Origin of the sequence: Streptomyces sp. NPDC032161 (assembly GCF_040636995.1) — a bacterium.
Classification (GTDB): Bacteria; Actinomycetota; Actinomycetes; order Streptomycetales; family Streptomycetaceae; genus Streptomyces.
The window spans coordinates 401,560-418,747 of sequence record NZ_JBEZVN010000003.1 but is presented as its reverse complement, the minus strand read 5'-3'; the positions used below and the strand labels follow the sequence as shown (position 1 = coordinate 418,747).

The 17,188-nt window shown below is 68.2% G+C and carries 14 protein-coding genes and 1 pseudogene; 7 read left to right on the top strand and 8 right to left on the bottom strand.

What is annotated here, in order from left to right:
* Positions 1-3,257: 3,257 nt before the first annotated feature.
* The 5 genes and pseudogenes from AB0E67_RS12250 to AB0E67_RS12230 all read left to right on the top strand — a co-directional run bounded on the left by AB0E67_RS12250 (position 3,258) and on the right by AB0E67_RS12230 (position 5,698).
* Positions 3,258-4,184 carry a ParA family protein gene (locus AB0E67_RS12250; protein ID WP_362024533.1) on the top strand — a complete coding sequence of 309 codons (927 nt, stop codon included), beginning with the start codon at positions 3,258-3,260 and terminating at the stop codon, positions 4,182-4,184.
* Entirely contained in the window at positions 4,181-4,804 is a 624-nt protein-coding gene (locus tag AB0E67_RS12245; protein WP_362024530.1) for a hypothetical protein, read from the top strand. Before AB0E67_RS12250 ends, AB0E67_RS12245 begins: the two co-directional genes overlap by 4 nt.
* Before the next feature lie 48 nt (positions 4,805-4,852).
* Positions 4,853-4,948 (top strand): annotated as a pseudogene (locus tag AB0E67_RS12240) (hypothetical protein); the annotation flags it as partial.
* An 80-nt stretch (positions 4,949-5,028) separates the two neighbouring features.
* Positions 5,029-5,163, top strand: a complete 135-nt coding sequence (locus AB0E67_RS12235) for a hypothetical protein (RefSeq protein ID WP_362024528.1) — start codon at positions 5,029-5,031, stop codon at positions 5,161-5,163.
* A gap of 133 nt (positions 5,164-5,296) precedes the next feature.
* Positions 5,297-5,698 (top strand): hypothetical protein, encoded by a 402-nt coding sequence (locus AB0E67_RS12230; RefSeq protein WP_362024526.1) that lies wholly within the window; start codon positions 5,297-5,299, stop codon positions 5,696-5,698.
* 24 nt (positions 5,699-5,722) lie between these two features.
* On the opposite strand, the gene AB0E67_RS12225 is transcribed toward AB0E67_RS12230, so the two are convergent.
* From AB0E67_RS12225 to AB0E67_RS12205, 5 genes are all read right to left on the bottom strand, one after another.
* Entirely contained in the window at positions 5,723-7,069 is a 1,347-nt protein-coding gene (locus AB0E67_RS12225) for an MFS transporter (RefSeq protein WP_362024523.1), read from the bottom strand.
* A gap of 33 nt (positions 7,070-7,102) precedes the next feature.
* The gene (locus tag AB0E67_RS12220) at positions 7,103-7,696 is read right to left on the bottom strand and encodes a helix-turn-helix domain-containing protein (protein ID WP_362024520.1); all 594 of its coding nucleotides are present in this window, start codon (positions 7,694-7,696) and stop codon (positions 7,103-7,105) included.
* A 134-nt stretch (positions 7,697-7,830) separates the two neighbouring features.
* Complete coding sequence (locus AB0E67_RS12215) at positions 7,831-8,595, bottom strand: HAD family phosphatase (RefSeq protein WP_362024518.1); 765 nt, start codon at positions 8,593-8,595, stop codon at positions 7,831-7,833.
* A gap of 98 nt (positions 8,596-8,693) precedes the next feature.
* Positions 8,694-9,332, bottom strand: coding sequence for a ScbR family autoregulator-binding transcription factor (locus AB0E67_RS12210; protein WP_362024516.1), 639 nt, complete (start codon positions 9,330-9,332; stop codon positions 8,694-8,696).
* A gap of 449 nt (positions 9,333-9,781) precedes the next feature.
* Complete coding sequence (locus AB0E67_RS12205) at positions 9,782-11,404, bottom strand: PH domain-containing protein (protein ID WP_362024514.1); 1,623 nt, start codon at positions 11,402-11,404, stop codon at positions 9,782-9,784.
* 364 nt (positions 11,405-11,768) lie between these two features.
* On the opposite strand from AB0E67_RS12205, the gene AB0E67_RS12200 reads away from it, so the two are divergent.
* On the top strand, positions 11,769-12,227 hold the full coding sequence (locus AB0E67_RS12200; RefSeq protein ID WP_362024511.1) for a carboxymuconolactone decarboxylase family protein: 459 nt from the start codon (positions 11,769-11,771) through the stop codon (positions 12,225-12,227).
* A 57-nt stretch (positions 12,228-12,284) separates the two neighbouring features.
* Positions 12,285-12,929, top strand: coding sequence for a dihydrofolate reductase family protein (locus AB0E67_RS12195; protein ID WP_362024508.1), 645 nt, complete (start codon positions 12,285-12,287; stop codon positions 12,927-12,929).
* A 414-nt stretch (positions 12,930-13,343) separates the two neighbouring features.
* Here the strand turns inward: AB0E67_RS12195 and AB0E67_RS12190 are convergent, their stop codons facing one another.
* The 3 genes from AB0E67_RS12190 to AB0E67_RS12180 all read right to left on the bottom strand — a co-directional run bounded on the left by AB0E67_RS12190 (position 13,344) and on the right by AB0E67_RS12180 (position 16,768).
* Positions 13,344-14,615, bottom strand: a complete 1,272-nt coding sequence (locus AB0E67_RS12190) for a choice-of-anchor A family protein (protein ID WP_362024506.1) — start codon at positions 14,613-14,615, stop codon at positions 13,344-13,346.
* Between the two features lie 1,023 nt (positions 14,616-15,638).
* Complete coding sequence (locus AB0E67_RS12185) at positions 15,639-15,854, bottom strand: hypothetical protein (RefSeq protein ID WP_362024503.1); 216 nt, start codon at positions 15,852-15,854, stop codon at positions 15,639-15,641.
* A 164-nt stretch (positions 15,855-16,018) separates the two neighbouring features.
* Positions 16,019-16,768 carry a class I SAM-dependent methyltransferase gene (locus tag AB0E67_RS12180; RefSeq protein WP_362024500.1) on the bottom strand — a complete coding sequence of 250 codons (750 nt, stop codon included), beginning with the start codon at positions 16,766-16,768 and terminating at the stop codon, positions 16,019-16,021.
* Between the last annotated feature and the right edge of the window lie 420 nt (positions 16,769-17,188).

Sequence of the window (17,188 nt, the reverse complement as noted above, 5' to 3'; positions counted from 1 at the left end):
GCGATCCGGCGCCGTGTGCGCGTCCGGGTCCCCTCCCCCGCCGATCCGCTCCGGCGACGGCGCCCCTCCAGGTCTAATAGTTGAAATATGAATGACTTCTCTGAGAGGGCTTGAGAGCGCGACGCCCAGCTGCGGACTTCTTGCCCGGAACCCGTATTCGCGGCCGTTCAGGCGGCGCCCAGCCCTCTGCGCTCCGTCCGTCACGAGGGTGTTCCGGTCCGGGACCGGACGCGTTTCACCCCCTGAACCGCCCCCGAGCGCCGACGACCGGACCTGTTGCCGGAGCGCTGTCCTGTCTCACTCCCCCGCGGCTGGAGCGGTGCTTCCCGAGAGGCTAGCCGCCAGGCGGATCGACCGATGTGGTCAAGAAGTACGGCGATGGAACCGAGACCGGGCAGTACTGGTGGTACGCCACCGGGGCGATGCCTCGGCCCCGCATCAGGAGCCGGCGCCCCGGCGGGCAAGCCCTGCTCTGCCCGCCGATCAGGGCCGGGCGCGGCTCAGTCACTTCTTCGAAGGTGCGACCGGCCGGACGCACCGCTGTCGCCAACGTCTTCCTTGCCGCGGCGGAGGCCCTTCGGCGAGATGAGTGCTCAGGCAGTGCGATCACGCGGCGTTGTCGAGCACGCTCGGTGACCCGCGTGCGGAGATCCCTGTCGGTGTGGTTGCTGGAGGACATCGATGGAATCGATCTTGTGCGGAGAAGTCCGACGGTATGAGCTGGGGCTTCGGGGCGGCATCGATCGGTGGGCGGCGAGGAGTGACTGTGGGAGTGGAGCATGGTTCTTCGTGTCCTCATGAGACACGAAGCATTGCCCACGACGAGAAGACCGTGAGTACGAATGGCCTCCCGGTCGCCTAGCTTCCGGTCGGTGCGGGAGTGGTGGGGTGACTGATGGCCCGCGTATCCGGTGCGCTCTGGTTCTGCTGGGAGACGTCGATCGAGAAACCGGCCGATGCCGGGCGGGCTTCCGGTCCATGGGGCGGAGGGATGGGTGGCTCAAGTGCTCATGGGTGGTCGATCCAAGCCACGCCTGAACAGGAGGGGATCTGCATCCGACGGTGTCCCCTTCTTTCTTACGAGTCTCTCTCGGCCCATCAGCGGGTCGTTTGGTGCGGTTCAGCGGGGTCGCGAGTCAGCGGATCACATGATGGGAGAAGGAGAAAGAAGCCCCACCGATCCGGGCTCCTGAAGGCTGGTCTGATGCTTGGCTCTCTCATGAGTGTCGATCACGCTGGTCCGGATCTCGAAGTGTTCAGTGGTCGCACACCATGCTCTCGGGCCGTGCCCACGAAGTTCCTCGTGCGTGCTTCATCCAGTTCGTATCAGGAGGGCACACTGTGGAGCTGAAGCATCGTGAAGGTACCGGGGCTCGGCAGAGCCGATTGCTTCTCTGCTGCGTTGATCGCCGACCGTGCGTGGATCGAGGGAAGAGCCGGTCTGCTGGCCAGGCTTTGCACAGCTCCTGGTGATCGAGCGGACAACAGGTTAACCGGGAGGAGATGAGTGACACCTGATGGGTGGTGAAGCCTTTTGGTACCTCCGTCCACGTAAGTGATTCACTGACGGTGCTAGGAAGGCGTGATGGCGAACAAGAAGGGTGCTTGGGATCGATTGAACTTGGTGAGCACATCGCCAGGGGGCACTCTGACTTCCTCTGAAGGTGATGCGTAGATCCGGTTCGAGCACGTAGAATGGTGGCACCTTGTTCGGTATGAAAACAGGCTCTGACCTGCGGAAACAAACATCGGCGCAAACATGGACGCAAGCTTGTACGCACACCTGGAGGCACGCTTGATCACAAGCGGTGCCAACGGTGCTTCAGCTTGCTCGGAAGTTCATGTGGGTGTCGGCGGATCCTCTCGTGTGATGAGGGACCTTGACTCTCGCGGCGATACAGGTTTTTCCACGCGCCTTTGTCGAGGTCGGGGTGATCGTGAGGTGCTGAGCTGGTTTGCGAGTCGGTTTGCGAGCCTGACGACAGGTGGCAGTGCGTGCCTGCTTATGTGCCACGTTGTCGATGGAAGTGCAGGCCCCCGGGCCTGCTGGCTGCTCGGCAGCCAGCATGGTTCACCCATGTGCGAGGTCACCCACGGAGTGCCATGCAGGGTGGTGCGCGTGACGGTGAGCCTGATGAAAGGCATCGGCGGGTACGTACGTGCTGATGACCGCGCCAGCGGGCAGCCGTGCCAGGATTCGAGCCGATCCGCATGTTCGAGTGTCGGTTACCCGAAGTGCGGGCCGATCGGCCAGATCATGCATGAGCCCATGTGTCGGCGCGTGAGCCCGTCAGCTTGCCAGTTCGCGGGTTTCGGGGTGGGTGCCTCACCCCGTAAGCAGACGGGCTTGAGTGCCGGTCGGCTCTCGCGCTGCTTTGAGAATCCGATGGTGAATCGATGTGATGACGCGCTGCCGAGCAAGTGCATGGGTTCGATGCCGGGCATGGGTGTCAGGGGGCATGCCGAGTGAGGTGTGGGTTCGTCAAGCAGTCCGACGGGCAGTGCAAGGGGAGGTGGCCCAGCAGGTCGGGTGACGGGTTGCTCGGTCGGTACGATGCTGGGTGTGATGGGAGGCGGGGCGGCGAATCGGTGAACCGTCCCGCTCGCAAAGTTGCTGGTCGGCCCGGTGGGTGATGAGTTGCCAGGTGTGTCGATGGGATTGCCGACGGGTTGGCCGGTCAAGGGGTGAGGGCATGGACCCGCGGGGGAGCGCGCCGACCCGGAGGGCGATGTGCCTGAGGGCTTGGTGAGACGCGGGCTTGGTGGTCCAGGAGGAAGCAAGAGGGGCTGCTCGATGCCTAGTCGATCGTCCGGTCCGCCCGAATCCCTGACGTGTAGTGAGTCAACCGGCGTGTTGATCGATGGAACCTGAGGGTTTCCTGATAGCGTGTGCTGTGCTTTGTTCCACAACTGGGTTGGAGGTGACTGTTCTTGTGGTTGTACCAGGAGTGGTCATCACCCATCGCTCCATCCCCAGGAACGCAGTGTGTCGGATGGGTTGAGAGGCAGATGGATCAACCTGAGGAAATGCGGTGCGGCTTATGTGGGATACAACTCTCAAAGGGCCGCTGACCTGGCGGGACGGGTCGCCAGGGGGCTTTTCGCGGACGGATCCCTGCCCTCGGGCCCTACCTCGCACCGTGATGGAGCGGTTCGGAGCGCAGAATCGTTCTGAGCGAAGTTTTGACCATGCATAACAGTTCAAATCGGGCATACAGCGCCCTCTTTCCGGGCCTGAATCCAGAGTGAGAGGACCCATGTCCAGTCCCTTCGCAGCACCTGACCTCCGCGCCCAGCTGCCGGCGATCCCCTGGGGCTCGCTGTCGCACATCTTCATGTTCGGCAACGGCAAGGGCGGCGTCGGCAAGTCCTCCGTCTCCGCCAACGCCGCCGGCAAGGCCGCGCGCAGCGGACTGCGGACGCTCATCATCGACTGCAACGCCCAGGGCAACATCGCGCGTGAACTCGGCTACAAGAAGGCCGAGTGGAACGACGGGGGAGCGGGGCTGCTCGAATCCCTTCGGACGGGTACGCCGCTGAACCCGCGTGAGAACGTGCGCGAGAACCTTGACGTGGTCATGGGCGGACCGGCGCTCGGCGACGAGTTCGGCATCTTCTTCCACACGCTTCTCGCCAAAGAGGGCCCGCACGCGTATCTGCGGCTGCTGATGTGCCTGCTGCCCATCGCACACAGGTACCAGATCATCGTTCTCGACACGCCTCCCGAGAACCCCTCCCTGCAGCGGCTCGCCCTGTCGGCCGCGCGATGGCTCGTCATCCCGGTCAAGAGCGACGGCGGTGCCGAGGACGGGCTTGCCCAGATCGGCCTCGAATTCTCGTACGTCAAGTTCGTCAGTCAGATCAACCCGCACATCGCGCTGCTCGGCGTGCTGCTGTTCGACACGGGACGCACGTACACAGGGATCCACGCCGACGTACGGCGGCAGGTCCAGAAGGTGCTCGGGCAGGAAGCCCATATGTTCAAGCACCTCATCGGTCACACCGAGTCGGTGGCACGGCTCGTGCGCAAGCGCGGCATGCTCGTGTCGGAGCTGGCCGAACGGCGGGCGGGCGGCGACCGGAGCATTCCGGAGACCGTCGCGGGCCTGGCCGCCGACTATGAAGGCTTCACCGAAGAAATGTTCGCTCGGGCTCTTGAGCTGAGGAAGGAAACTGCGGCATGACACCGCCGAAGGGCAAGAAGCGCGTGGACGAGGACGATGAGCAGAACATGTCCGACGAAGGCGTCGGCAATCTGTTCAGCGGGGGAGGGGCGCCCTCCAGCGCGCTGGCGGGCTGGGCGAGCGCACCGGCGGTGCAGCCGACCGTCGCCCCTGTCCAGCCCACACCGATCGTGGAGCCGGCGCGTCCGGTGTCGGTGATTCCGCAGCCCTCGCGAGAGGTTGTCGAGGAGCCCGCCGAGGTCGACGACGCGGACACGGCCAAGCCGGTCGGCTTCTACGTCTCCACGAATGTTGCGAACCGGTTCCGCAAGCACCGCAAGCAGACCGACCTCACCCACACACAGATCGTTCTCCTCGCCGTCGAGGCGGCCGTGGAGAAGGGCGTCGCGCAGGTGGTCGAGGACGCGCGCCGGGCGCCCAAGTTCCAGTCGAAGCTGTTCGCGGTGAAGCCCGACGACGCGGATCTGCGTGGCCTCGGCCCCGTTCAGCTGCAGTACAAGCCGACCAAGGCACAGCGCGGCATCATCAACGGGCTCGTCGGGGAGTCAGGTCTCCCGGACCACACGAAGTTCCTCGCGATCGTCCTCGACCAGTACCTGCCGGGACGCCGGGACGTGTGAGGCTCGGCGCGGGCCGGGCCGGTTGACGTTCGGCGGAGGCCGGGGCGTGTGGGGTTCGGTGAAGAAGGGGGAGCCACCGACGCCCTGAACGCCGGCCTCGCCGCAGCGAGGCGCAGTGGTGTCGTACCCGGATCCGACGAGTGGAACACCCTCGCGGAACGGCACCGTGCGCTGATCTCGACGTACTTCGACTGCAAGCACTTCATGCAGGGTGCCTGGGGCGGATGTGCGTCGAGGAAGCCGGATTCGCCGCCTACTACGACGGGTTGGCGCCCGGGCTGGCGGGTTGGCTGCGCGATGTGATCTCCGCGAACGCCCGGACCCACGGCATCGAGCCGGAATCGGCGGCATGGGCCTGATCGACGCCTTGGTTCCACCGGGTCGCGGCCCAGCGGGTTGTTCCCCGTGGGCCGACCCCGGCGGGACCGGTCCTGGTCGTTCGGCCTTGACGGCTTGCTCCTGACGCAACCGGAGGCCCTGCGTTTCCGTGCCATGAAGATCATCGTTCATGACACGGCGTCCGCCATGCTCGATCTCCTGCGGCGACCGTTGAAGGAGCGCCCCGACGCTCTGCGAGACATGCTCAGCCCGCTCCAGAACGTGACGGGTGATGCCATCGACCTGGTCGGGATGCGCGAGACCTGGACGGCTGTTCCGGATCGACCGGGACGACCCGAGGTATCTGCCCGCTCTGCGCCGGATGCCGACGACTACCGTCGGCTCGGCTCCTTCGAAGCCGCCGCCGCGCACATCGACGCGGCCAGAACGTACGCCCCCGGTCTTCCCCAGGACCCCTACGGCGAACTTCTTCGTGGCGCCGTCCAAGAGGTAGCCGAGGCCATCGCCGGGCGGGACCGGACCCGGCGAGCATCCGTGCCTGGCTCCCTCGGGTGATGGACGGCAAGGAGTCATGGCTTCCTACGACGAGACCTTCGCGCCGGGCTGCCGTCGCGGCAGTTCGGCATGCCGTACCGCGGCGGAGGACAGGGCGACGGCCACGCCCAGGCAGGCGAAGGCGCCGCAGCCGACGAACACCGGGCCGGGGCCCCAGGTGCCGATGGCGGCGCCGACCACCGGATAGCTGAGAGGCGCGAGCCCGACCATGGTGAGCATGAAGACGGAGGTGACCCGGCCGAGGTAGACCGGGTCTGCAGCGGTCTGCATGAGGGTGCTGCCCAGACTCCCGAAGACACCCGCGTTCAACCCGCTCAGCACGGCCAGCGCCACCGCGACCCACAGGGTGGGCACGAGCGCGATGCCGGCCGATCCCACGCAGCCGACGAACAGTGTTCCGGCGAGCATGAGACCCGCCCGAGGCAGCCAGCCGACGATGGCGAACAGCGCGGCGCTGGCCGCCGCCCCCGCACCGAATCCGCTGACGATCCAGCCGTAGCCGGAAGGACCCCAGCCACGCTCGGCGTTGAGGAGGAGCAGGCCGACGTTGAGTGTGCCGGTGAGGCCGAGTTCGTAGATGGCGCCGGCCGCGACGAGCGGGCCGATGAGGCGGTGGCGGCGAATGTAGCGCAGGCCGTCGAGCAGGTCCTCGAGTGCGGTGGTGGCTTCCGGCCGGGCCGCAACGCGTGCGGTGGTGGGTTCGGACGCATTGGTATCGCGCGCGGTGGTCGGTTCCGGCTGTTCCGGGCCGGGTGCGTCGCGAAGCGGCCGTATACGTATCGTCAACAGGAGCGGCAGGGACAGGGCGAAGAGGAGCCCGGCGACGGTGAACGCGGCCGCCGCACCTCCGAGCCCCATGGCCAGACCGCCGATCGGCGGACCCGCGATCTGGCTGAGGCGCAACGACAGCGAGCGCATGCCGGTGACACGGGCCAGTTGGTCGGGGTCGGTGATCCGCGGCGGAAGGGCCCCGATCGCGGGTACGAACAGCGCGTCGACGGCGCCGAAGACGAGCGCCACCGCGACCAGGACCCACAGGGCCGGCGCGGTCAGCGCGATGCCGGCGGCCACCGCCAGGGTGAGGAGACAGCGCAGCGCGTCGCTGCCGAGAATGACCCGGCGGGGGTCGAAGCGGTCGGCCACCACGCCCCCGGCGAGCATGAGCAGAGCCCGTGGCAGCGCCCCGGCGGTCATGACGAGACCGACTTCGGCGGGCCCGGCGGTCTTCTGGGCGGACCAGCCGAGGGCGACGAAGTACACGCTGTCGCCGATGAGGGAGAAGGTGTACGCGGTGAGCCAGCGCAGCACGTTCCAGTCGCGGTAGGCCGGAGTGCTGACGTGTTCGGGCACGGCTGTCCCAGGGGCGGTCATGGTGGGCTCCAGTGGGTCGGGGACGCGGATTCGTCAGGGCCGGAACGGGAAGCCGTAGAGGTGTACGGACACGTGCTCGCGGCCCTGGTCGTCGCCGTCCGCCCCGGCGGCCTTGCCGCGCTCGCGCCAGCGTCGTGCCAGAGCATCGAACTCCTCGCCCATCTCGGTGAGTTCGGCCGGAGTCAGCCTGAGCAGCCACTCGGAGTTGAAGGCCGCGTCGGTCCACTCCTTGCCCCAGGCGGACTTCTGGTCCAGATACGCGCGGTACTGGGCGACGCGGGTGTCGACGATGCCGCGAGTCACCGCACCGACGGCGGCGGCGCCCTCGGGCGTGTCCAGGAAGTCCGAGTCGCGGTAGCCCCAGCCTTCCTCGGACGTCACCCGCCACCACCGCTCACGACCGTCGGACCCTTCGCCTGCGGCCTCGGTCACGAAGCCGTGTTCGGCCAGCTTGCGCAGGTGATAGCTGACCAGCGACGGAGTCTGGTCGACATGCTCGGCGAGCTGGGAGGCGGTCGCGGTGCTCGCGGCGTACAGCACCCGGTAGAGCTGCATCCGCAGGGGGTTCATGAACGCCCTCAACCGCGACAGTTCGGTGATCTGCTCAGGCTTGTGCTTCGGTGACATGCCCTCACCGTAGATATGAAGCAAGAACTTCGCAATAATTCCTTCAGAGTTGCTTGTCCGAGGGCACAGCAGGACTGGAGGTTCCGGTGAGGCTCGCTCGTCGGGGGCGGGCGGAGCCCGGGAAGGAGACGTGGTCAGCCGCGCCAGACCGTGCCGGAGGCGGCCTCTTCGTCCAGCGACCTCAACAGCGCCTCGTCGATGGCGTCGAGCGAGTCGACGATGTGGCGCGTGCCGGCCTCCCGCATCAGCTGCCGCTGGAAGCTGTGCTCGAAGGAGCTGGGGTGACCGATGAACGGCATGTCCAGCGACTTCGCGGTCTCGGCGACCCGGGCCACGTCGTCGACGACGAGCACCTGATCGTGCCTGAGGCCGAAGAACTCGGTGGCGATCTCGTGGATGCCCGGGCGGAAGGCATTGGTGCAGATGTAGCCGGGGTCGTCGAACAGGTCGGCGAACTCGCCGAGGAACCTGTCGAAGTGCTCCTTCTCCAGTCCGCCGTAGCACACCGTCTTCATCCCCAAGACCCTTGCCCGGTGCACCATTTCGATGGCACCCGGCAGGATCCGGACAGGGTGTGCGACCAGGAACGCGGCACGCTCCTCGAAGTACGCGGCCAGGACGTCGTCGGGGCTGGAGCCGGGTCCCAGGGCGGAACCGGGGCCGGCACCGGGGCCAGCACCGGAACCGGCGTCAGGACCGGGATCCAGACCGAGAACCGCCGCGATCTCGCGTGCTGCGATGTGCCGGGGCTGGGAGAAGATGCGGCGCTCGACATCGGCCGTGTAGGTGGCGCCCCTGCGGGTGAGAAAGCCGTGGATCACCGGACTGAAGGTGTCGTTGAGCAGAACACCGTCGATGTTCAGGGCAGCCAGGCGGATCTGCCGGATTCTCGTGACCATGACGGCTCCCGTGGGGACGGTGGATGGCGGACGGAGGGGGAAGTGCCGTGCCGGGGCGGTGGTGGGCGCGCGACGGCCCGCGCGCCCACCGGCCCGATTCAGTTCTGCGGGGAGAGAAGCTGCTTCAGGCGGTCCGTGCTCACCTGGGTCTGCGTGATGGCGGCGGGGACGGCGATGCCCGGCAGCAGCAGGTGCCACATGCGCGCGACCCGGTCCGCGAGGTCCTCGCGTCCGCTGACCACTGTGGCGACCGTCTGCATGCCCGTACACGACTCGACGACGAACTCGGCGACCGCGTGCGCTTCGACGCCGGGCCGGAGTTCGCCCTTCTCGGCCGCCACCGCGAGGCAGTCGGCCATGATCTCCGTCCAGCTCCGGTAAGGGCTGGAGTCCTGTATGCCGAAGGTCGCCTGCTCTCCGGTCAGCCGTACACCGGCGCGCAGGACCGGGTCCACCCGGAGCTGGTGCGACCAGATCAGGGTGAGGTCGATCAGACGCTGGAGGCCGGTCGACTCCATCCACGGGACGATGGTCCCGGGCTGGGCGTTCATCAGCGTGCGGGCCAGCGCTTCTTTCGACTCGAAGTGGTGGTACATGGCACCCGAGGTGACTCCTGCGCGCGTCAGGATCCGGTTGATGCTCGCGCCGGCGAAGCCGAACTCGTCGAACACTTCCGCAGCCGCTCGCAGGATCGACTCACGGGTCTGTACAGCCCGTTCCTGCTTCGGCGTGCTCATATCCACCTCCGTAAAAAAGAGAACGGTTTTGATCGTATAGGCCGCCTCTCGGGCCTGGAAGGGAATCAGGAAGCCCCCGATCCTCTGTCGCCGCCGCGCTGCCACACATATCCCGACCGTCTATGAAATGCCGTTGACCTGCGGGTATGCAGTAGATGTGGTGCTGGTCGCAGAGCGGCGGAGGTACCGGTACGCGTGAATCGCGAGGCGCCGGATGTGGCTTCTTTTCGCATGTGTCTGCGGTTGCCACGAGGAGGAATTTCGTCGGGATACGGCGGAATCGAGTTGAAATCAGGCCGCGAATTGAGCGGGGTGCGGGCCGTCGGAAGTGGGTATTCAGGCGTGCTGTCCGGCCTGGTCGGCGCGCTGGGAGCACCATCGACGCCGACCGCCCCTTGTTGCGGCCCTCCGGCTGCCGTGGCCTTGGGGGCGGTCGTGGTTTCAGTCGGTCATGACCGGAGCTCCATCCGCTCCGAGGACACCTCCCCGGCCCGCTTCACGGTGCGCAATTCGTGGACGATACGGGCCAGATCGTCCGACGCGGCCGCGAGGCGGACCGGCGTGCCCGCGTCGTCGAGTTCGGCGACGTGCCAGCTCCTGGGGATGACGTCGCCGTCAGCGCCCCGGGCCCGCCGCACGTTCTCGACGGTGAGCCGCTCCACCGGTATCCGTATCGCCGCGAACCGGCCCGGGCCGGGATGGGGCGTCACCGCGGGTGAGCCGCCGCCCAGGACGATGTGGGTGCCGAAACCATGCGGGTTGTAGTCGGTGTGTTCCAGGAAGCGGGCGGCCAGGAAGACCTCTTCCTCGCCCTCCCCGGACTCTCGGGGCGCCTCGGAAGCCGTGGCAGCTTCGCGCCCCGTGGCCGCGGGAGCCGCGTACGCCTCCGGAGACGCGGTCTCCTCGGGCGTACGGAGCCGGGAGGCACGCCAGGCCCAGGCGAAGAGGCCAAGGGTGGTGAGGGAACCCGCGACCGCCCAGGCGATCGCCGGGGGAGAGGAGGGCAGGTCCGTTGCGTGGACGTAGCAGAACGGCAGCAGCCACAGCGCGGTGACGACGAGCGCGAGCCCGAACGGAAGGGCGGACGGGAGGACTTCGTCGTCGGGCAGCCGCCGCCCGCGCACGTGCATCAGCACCCGTGCACCGGCGTACCCGGCGGCGAGGACGCACGCTGCCGAGACGACAGCCAGGTCCCCGGGGGCGGACATGTGTTCCTGCCATATGTGATGCTCTCCGGCGACCGTCCGTACCGCGCCGCGCCAGATGGTCAGCTCGACCTCGTCACCGGGCCGGAACGCCTGGGCGGCCTCCCGTGAGACCGCGAGTCGTGTGAGCGGCCGGGCGTCGTCGAAGTACACCCAGCTGGGCTTCTTGGGCGCGTCGGGGTCGGTCCGCTCGATCACCGCCGACATGGTGGTCAGGCACTCGGTGCGCTTCGTGGCGGGCGTCGTCGCCGTGCAGGGAACGGCCGACTTCCACGCCCGCTCGTCCGACGAGGTTCCCGGCAGGGCCCACGCGGCCGCGCCCGCGCCCGCGAGCAACAGCAGGCACAGGGCCAGCGACCCGGCCCAGCCGCCGCCCGCGGTGCGGTAGGAGACGACGGGCACGCGGGCCGACTCCGTCGCCCCGTACCGGCGGTGCAACGCGAGAAGCGCGTCCAGCGTCGCGTCGAAGTCCGGGGCGTCGGCCGAGTAGGCGTGCGGCAGTGGCAGGAGCCACCGGCGTCCGTCACGCAGCACCACACCGATGCGACGGACCTCCCGGATCCGGTGGTGGTTCGCGTACTTCCGGTGGACGTGCAGAGCGGCGACGTCGCGCCACGGTATGCGACGGCGGCGCAGCAGCGTTCCGAAGCGCAGGCCGTGCGCGTCGGCGTCCACCTTGGCAGTGGCCAGGCGAAGTGTCCCGATGCCCAGCGGCGTCGAGAGCAATCCGACGCCGAGCCACAGGTCGGGACCCTGGTACACCGCGTGCAGAGCGGTGAGGACCGTGCCGATCGCCCCGAGCCCGAACAGGAGCCACAGGGCACGCTTTTGAGAGGGACGGCAGGTTACGTCCCGGGTATCTCCCATGGGCCGGATCCTGCCGCTCGCCGGGTACGGTCGCTTGTGCGGAGTCCGGCAGCTTTGTGCCCGGTGACACTGCCGACTTGGTACGGCGGACGGAGCGGAGGCGGACCGGAGACGGTGGGTGGGGGAGGAAGTCCGGAGACGGCATCGGGGCCGGAGACGGCATCGGGTCCAGAGAGGGCTTCGGTTTCGGAGGCTGTCTTCGGTTCCTGAGAGGGCTTCGGGGTCTCGCGCCGCTTCCGGATGGCCGCGGACTCGGCGGCACGCACGGTGCCGAGGCCCATGCTCATCCACCGCAGCCAGGTCTCCGGCGGGACGTCCTCGGCGTCGGCGGCCGGGCCTCGCCAAGCGGTTCTACAACGCCTCGTTGCCCCTGGAGGAGTCGACGCAGCCGAAGTCCCTGCGGGAAGTGGTGGAGTTGCGGGTCGGCCAGATCAACGGTTGCGGCTTCTGCGTCGACATACACACCAAGGAGGCCGCCGCCGGTGAAACCGCGCTCCGGCTCAACCTGGTCGCCGTCTGGCGCCACAGCACCGTGTTCACCGATGTCGAGCGGGCCGCGCTGGCGCTCGCCGAGGAGGGCACTCGGCTCGGCGACCACGGTGTGTCCGACGAGACCTGGGCCGAGGTGCGCAAGCACTTCGACGACGACCGAGTCGGTGCGCTGGTCTGCCTGGTCGCCCTGATCAACGCGGCCACCCGGATGAACGTGATCGTGGACCTCGGGCCCGAACGCCGCCCATGGGCCGAGGCCATGGAGTCAGCCCATGGGCTCGGGCAACGAGCCCGGAATCGGGATCGGAATCGGGCTCGGATTCAGCGATGAGCTTTCCCGGCACGGAGAGTCTCATCACCGTCATCAGTGAACAGGAGGAACACAACTGTGGCTCAGCTGCTGAGAGTCCAGAACTTCAACGTCTCGACTGACGGGATCGGTGCCGGTGAGGACCAGAGCCTGGAGCGTCCGTTCGGCCACGTCGAACCGGAGCGACTGTTCGCCTGGGCCGGTGCCACGGCGAGCTGGCCGATGCGTACCGACCCTGGAGGGAGCCGGGGCCTCGACGACCACCTCACGCGGGACTACGCGCGCAACATCGGCGCCGAGATCATGGGCCGCAACAAGTTCGGGCCCCAGCGCGGGCCCTGGCAGGACCATGAGTGGTGCGGCTGGTGGGGTGACGAACCTCCGTTCCGTACGCCGGTGTTCGTCATGACGCACCACAAGCGTCCCTCGTTCACGCTCTCCGACACCACGTTCCACTTCGTCGAAGGCGATCCGGCCACGGTCCTCGAACAGGCTCGGGAGGCGGCGCAGGGCAAGGACGTTCGCCTCGGCGGCGGTGTCACCACCATCCGGCAGTTCCTCGACGCCGACCTCGTCGACACCATGCATGTGGCGGTCTCGCCGGTGAAGCTCGGGTCCGGAGTACGGCTCTGGGAGTCACCCGATGAACTGCTCGACCGGTTCCACCTCGATGTCGTGCCCAGCCCGAGCGGCGTGACGCACCACCTGTTCTGGCGAAAGTGACGCAAGTGGGGCCGGGGGCGCAAGGGGTCCGGGGCACGAGGGCCCCGAGACCCGAGGGACCTGGGAGACCTGAGACCCAAGGGACCTGAGGGACCTGAGGGACCTGAGGGGCCCGAGGGGCCTGAGGGGCCTGAGGGGCCTGAGGGGCCTGAGGGGCCTGAGGGGCCCGAGGGGCCCGAGACATCCGAGATCCGAGCCCCGAGACCCGGAAGACCCCTCGGTGACGCCGTGACGGGCGTCCGGGCACTGATCACAGGGGGTGTTACGCCGGGAAAACCCCGCCCGCACCGAACGGATTTCGTGCGCGAGCGGGGTTCCCGGCGGAGCTGGACCGCCGACGGGCTGCCAGCCCCGGGCCACAGACCCTGGGCTGCCGGCCCCGGAGCCATCGCCCTGGACGGGGCTCCCGGGGCGTCAGGCCCGCTTGGAACGGCGGCGGGCCGCCACGACCAGGCCGGTGCCTGCGGCGAGCACCACGACGGTGCCGATGACCAGCGGGACCGTGCCGCTGCTGCCGGTCGAGGCCAGGTCGCCACCGCCGGTGACGGGCGTCGTGCTCTGCGACGGGGCCGGGGTGCCCGGCGCGGCGGGCTCGGACGCCCCACCGGTCGGGGTGGCGCTCGTCGGAGGCGTGGTCTCGGGGGTCGACGGGGTGGTCGACGGCGACGGAGTGTTCTCCGGGGTGCTGCTCGGCGTCGGCTCGGTCGGCGGGGTCGTGCCGGGCTCCGGCAGGCAGCCGGTGAACGGGAAGTGGTGCGTCTCCGCGCCGCCCGAGCCGTGCAGCGAGGCGACCCACACCGAGCCGTTGATCGGCGCGGCGGTGCCCAGCTCCAGGTGCGCCTTGGGGGCCAGCACGCTGCCGGGCCAGGCAGCCTTGCTGCTCTTGGTGATCGCGGTGGCCTCGGGGAAGTTCCAGAGCAGCTTGGAGCGCACCTTGCCGTCGGAGGCGCTCTGGAGCTTGTCGTCCAGGACGAAGTCCTGGCCGCCGGAGAGGAAGAAGCCGGTGGTGCCGGCCTTCGCCATGTCGTACGTTCCACCGCTGACGTTGACGATCGTGGTCGAGCCGGCCGGGACCTTGAGGTAGATGTCCTTGGCCTGTTCGAGCTGCGCGGCCGTCACGTTGAAGACGTTACGCGTGGTGTCGGTGCCCTCCAGGGTGAGCTTGCCGCCGCTCGGCGTCACCGTGGCGCCGGCCGTCGTCGGCTCGTCGGCCAGCGCGGAGGAGTAGGACCGCAGCTTGGCGAACTCGGCGTCGAAGTCGATCAGATCGGCCTTCTGGCTGAACGCGCCGGAGTGCAGGCTGACGGGGGTGTCGCTGACCTTGCCGCCGACGATCGCGTTGCCCTTCATCACCACGGTGGCCGACGAGTCGTTGAGCAGGTCGCCACGGACGACGAGAGAGGTCCGGCCGGGCAGGGCGTCGACCTCCGCCGCCGTCAGTTCGTTGGCGACGCTGAAGCCGCCGCGGAAGTCGGCGTTGCCGCCGACGGCCACCGCACCCTCCGCGTCGGGGGAGTGGACGTCGTCGCCGAGGACGAACTCGCCGTACTTTCCGGCGATACCGAAGGCATCGGTGGTGCACGCGGCCGAATCGGTGGGTGCGGCCAGCGCGGCCGGGGCGGCCGTGAGGCCGAGGACGAGGGCTCCACCGAGCACGGCTGCTGCGGCGGTTGCGGATATGCGCATGGGGCTAGGTTCTCCCGCAGAGTGATTGAGAAGATTTTGTGGCGGCTTTGGCCATAGTTTGCACAGAATGACACATTGGTCAAGACCAATGCTTGACGAGCTGACGGAGCGCCAGAAAATGGAAGGTTGTTTGATATTTGGCGTGCGTGTGGCTCGATGAGCGCCGCGCGGCACGCATGCCCGTGGTGGGGGGAGGGGCGGCTGCGGCAGCCCGACAACGGTTCTGGTCTGCGCGTTTTCGGATCTCAAGGCTCGGCGCTTGGATCTCGGGTCCCGGTTCTGAACGCGCATTCCTCGCCGCGCAGGAGGGGGCGGGGGGCGGAGACGGAGCGAAGCCCGCACACGAACGCCGAACGCGGCCCGGTCCTTCTGCGTGATGCGTCTCACTGCCAAGGACGATCTCGTGACGGTGTGGCTCGTGCTGCACGCGCGATGGGCGTGAGCGGGGCGGAGCGGGTGTCGACCGGCGTGCCGGACGATCCTGCCCCCCGGTACCCAACCGAGGGTGATGCATCCGCGGCCAGACACTTCTTGATCCTGAACACCTGCGCCGACACGGGCGATCCCCAGCCGTTCGGACCCTTACGGTCGGGAGAGCGACGGGAGCGCCCCGCCACGTGGGCCCCGGATCCTGGACGGCCGACGAGCGCGGCACTCGGAGGCCAGTGTGAGGACGTGGTGCGGTGGCAGACAGGGGTGGCGACGGGGCGGATGACCGTCCGCCGTGGCCTTCGCCGTCGTCCTCAGGCTGCCCTTGCTGTCCGTCGTGACGGTCTTGAGGCCCAGGCAGTTCCAGCCCGGCCTCCACCATCTTCTCCAGCGCGATGTTGATCAGATCGGCCGGGCGGTTCTTCGCCGTAGCGTCCTTGCGGATCGCCTTCTCGGTGACCCGCCGGGCCTCCGCCTGGTCGTACGTCACGCCGACCCGCTCATCGCCTTTTGACGCGTATCTGGGTCACACCCCAACAAGGGCGGCCGACGCCCCGCCATCCCGGCCGCGAAGACCGACGCCGTGCGCACCGCCTACCTGAGCGGCCGGTCCACCGCCGTCCGGCCCTCGTGAGCTGCCCGTCGAACTTTCAGGATCCGACCCTTCGCGCCCCGTCGCCCGAGGAACTCCTGCGGGTCACTCGTCAGCTCGGCGAGGAACCGCCCGTCGTGGTCGCCCTTGAGGCGGACGCAGGCGGGCCGGAGCCGGTCCCGTGCCTCATTGCCGCCGAGCGGCTCGAGATCGTCCACGAGACCGTCCTGAGGTACTGGCGGGAGGACGCGGCGGCTGGTCAGCGCTTCGCTCCCCGGGTGCGGCCGCCGCACCGGTAAGGACACTCGCGTACGCCGATGAGCGGCGGTGCGCCGGTCTTCGCACATTCAGGGCCTCGAAGGCTCCGGGCCCGCTTCCTGGACTACCCGTCCGCCCGCATCAGCAAGTGGCCTCGGCGGAACCGTTCGTCCTCGCGGGGTTCGCGCAGCATCCGGCCGACTTCGACGAACCCGGCCTTGTCCGCGAGCTCCGCGAGGTCGTCGATCGGCCACCGGTAGGCCGGCGCCGCCTTGTGGTCGAAGAGTGTGACCGGCTCGCCCTCCGACTCGAAGAAGGCGAGCAGGAGGTGGCCGCCGGGTACGAGTACGCGTCGGAACTCGTCGAAGTACGCGGGCAGGTCCCGCGGCGGAGTGTGGATCACCGAGTACCAGGACACGATGCCGCACAGTTCACCGTCGGGCAGATCCAGGGCATCCATGGAGCCGACCTCGAACCGCAGGTCCGGGTGGGCCTCGCGGGCCAGATCGATCATCACCGGCGACAGGTCGACACCGAAGACGTCGAGCCCCAGGTCCCGCAGGTGCGCGGTCAAGTAACCCGGGCCGCACCCCAGCTCGGCCACGGACCCGGAACCAGCGGCGGAACGTGAACCGTCGGCCGCGGTACGTGCGAGTTCGGCGAACGCGGCCAGCAGCGCGCGGTCCAGCGGAAGGACATCGAGCGAGTCACGGGCGAGCTCGGCATAGCGGACGGCGACGGCGTCGTAGGCACGCGCTGTCGCCACCAGGTGCGAGGACGAGGACGGGGAGGCGGGCACGGCGGACGAGAGCGAGGACGGAGAGGAGGACGACGAGGACGGAGACGAAGAAGGCAGGAAGGAAGGCTCAGTCATAGGCGAGGACACTAGAGCACTCTCCGGCGTGCCTGCGAGTGAACCATCGCTCAGAGCAACCTACTTGGGGGGCTCCGGACTCCGGGGGCTCGAGGCTCCGGGTCCGCGGCGCCTTCGGGGCCTTTCGGAGCCTTTGAGGAAACAGGCATTGGTCACCCGTTCGAGCGGAATTACGGGCGGCGTGGTGACGGTTGAGCTCCGAGATCCGAGTGGCGAGCTTCGAGATCCGAGTGGCGAGCTTCGAGAGCCGAGTCCCGAGCCCCGAGATTCGAGCGCCTTCTTTTGAAAATAGGTAGGTAAAAGAGGGTGGTTGGAGAAACCCCCCACCCTCCCTGACCCGTAACGAGCAGCAAGTATGACTAATCAGTGCGACTTGTGGCGCGTCGGGGCGGTTGCTTACGTTGCCCGAAAAAGTAATGA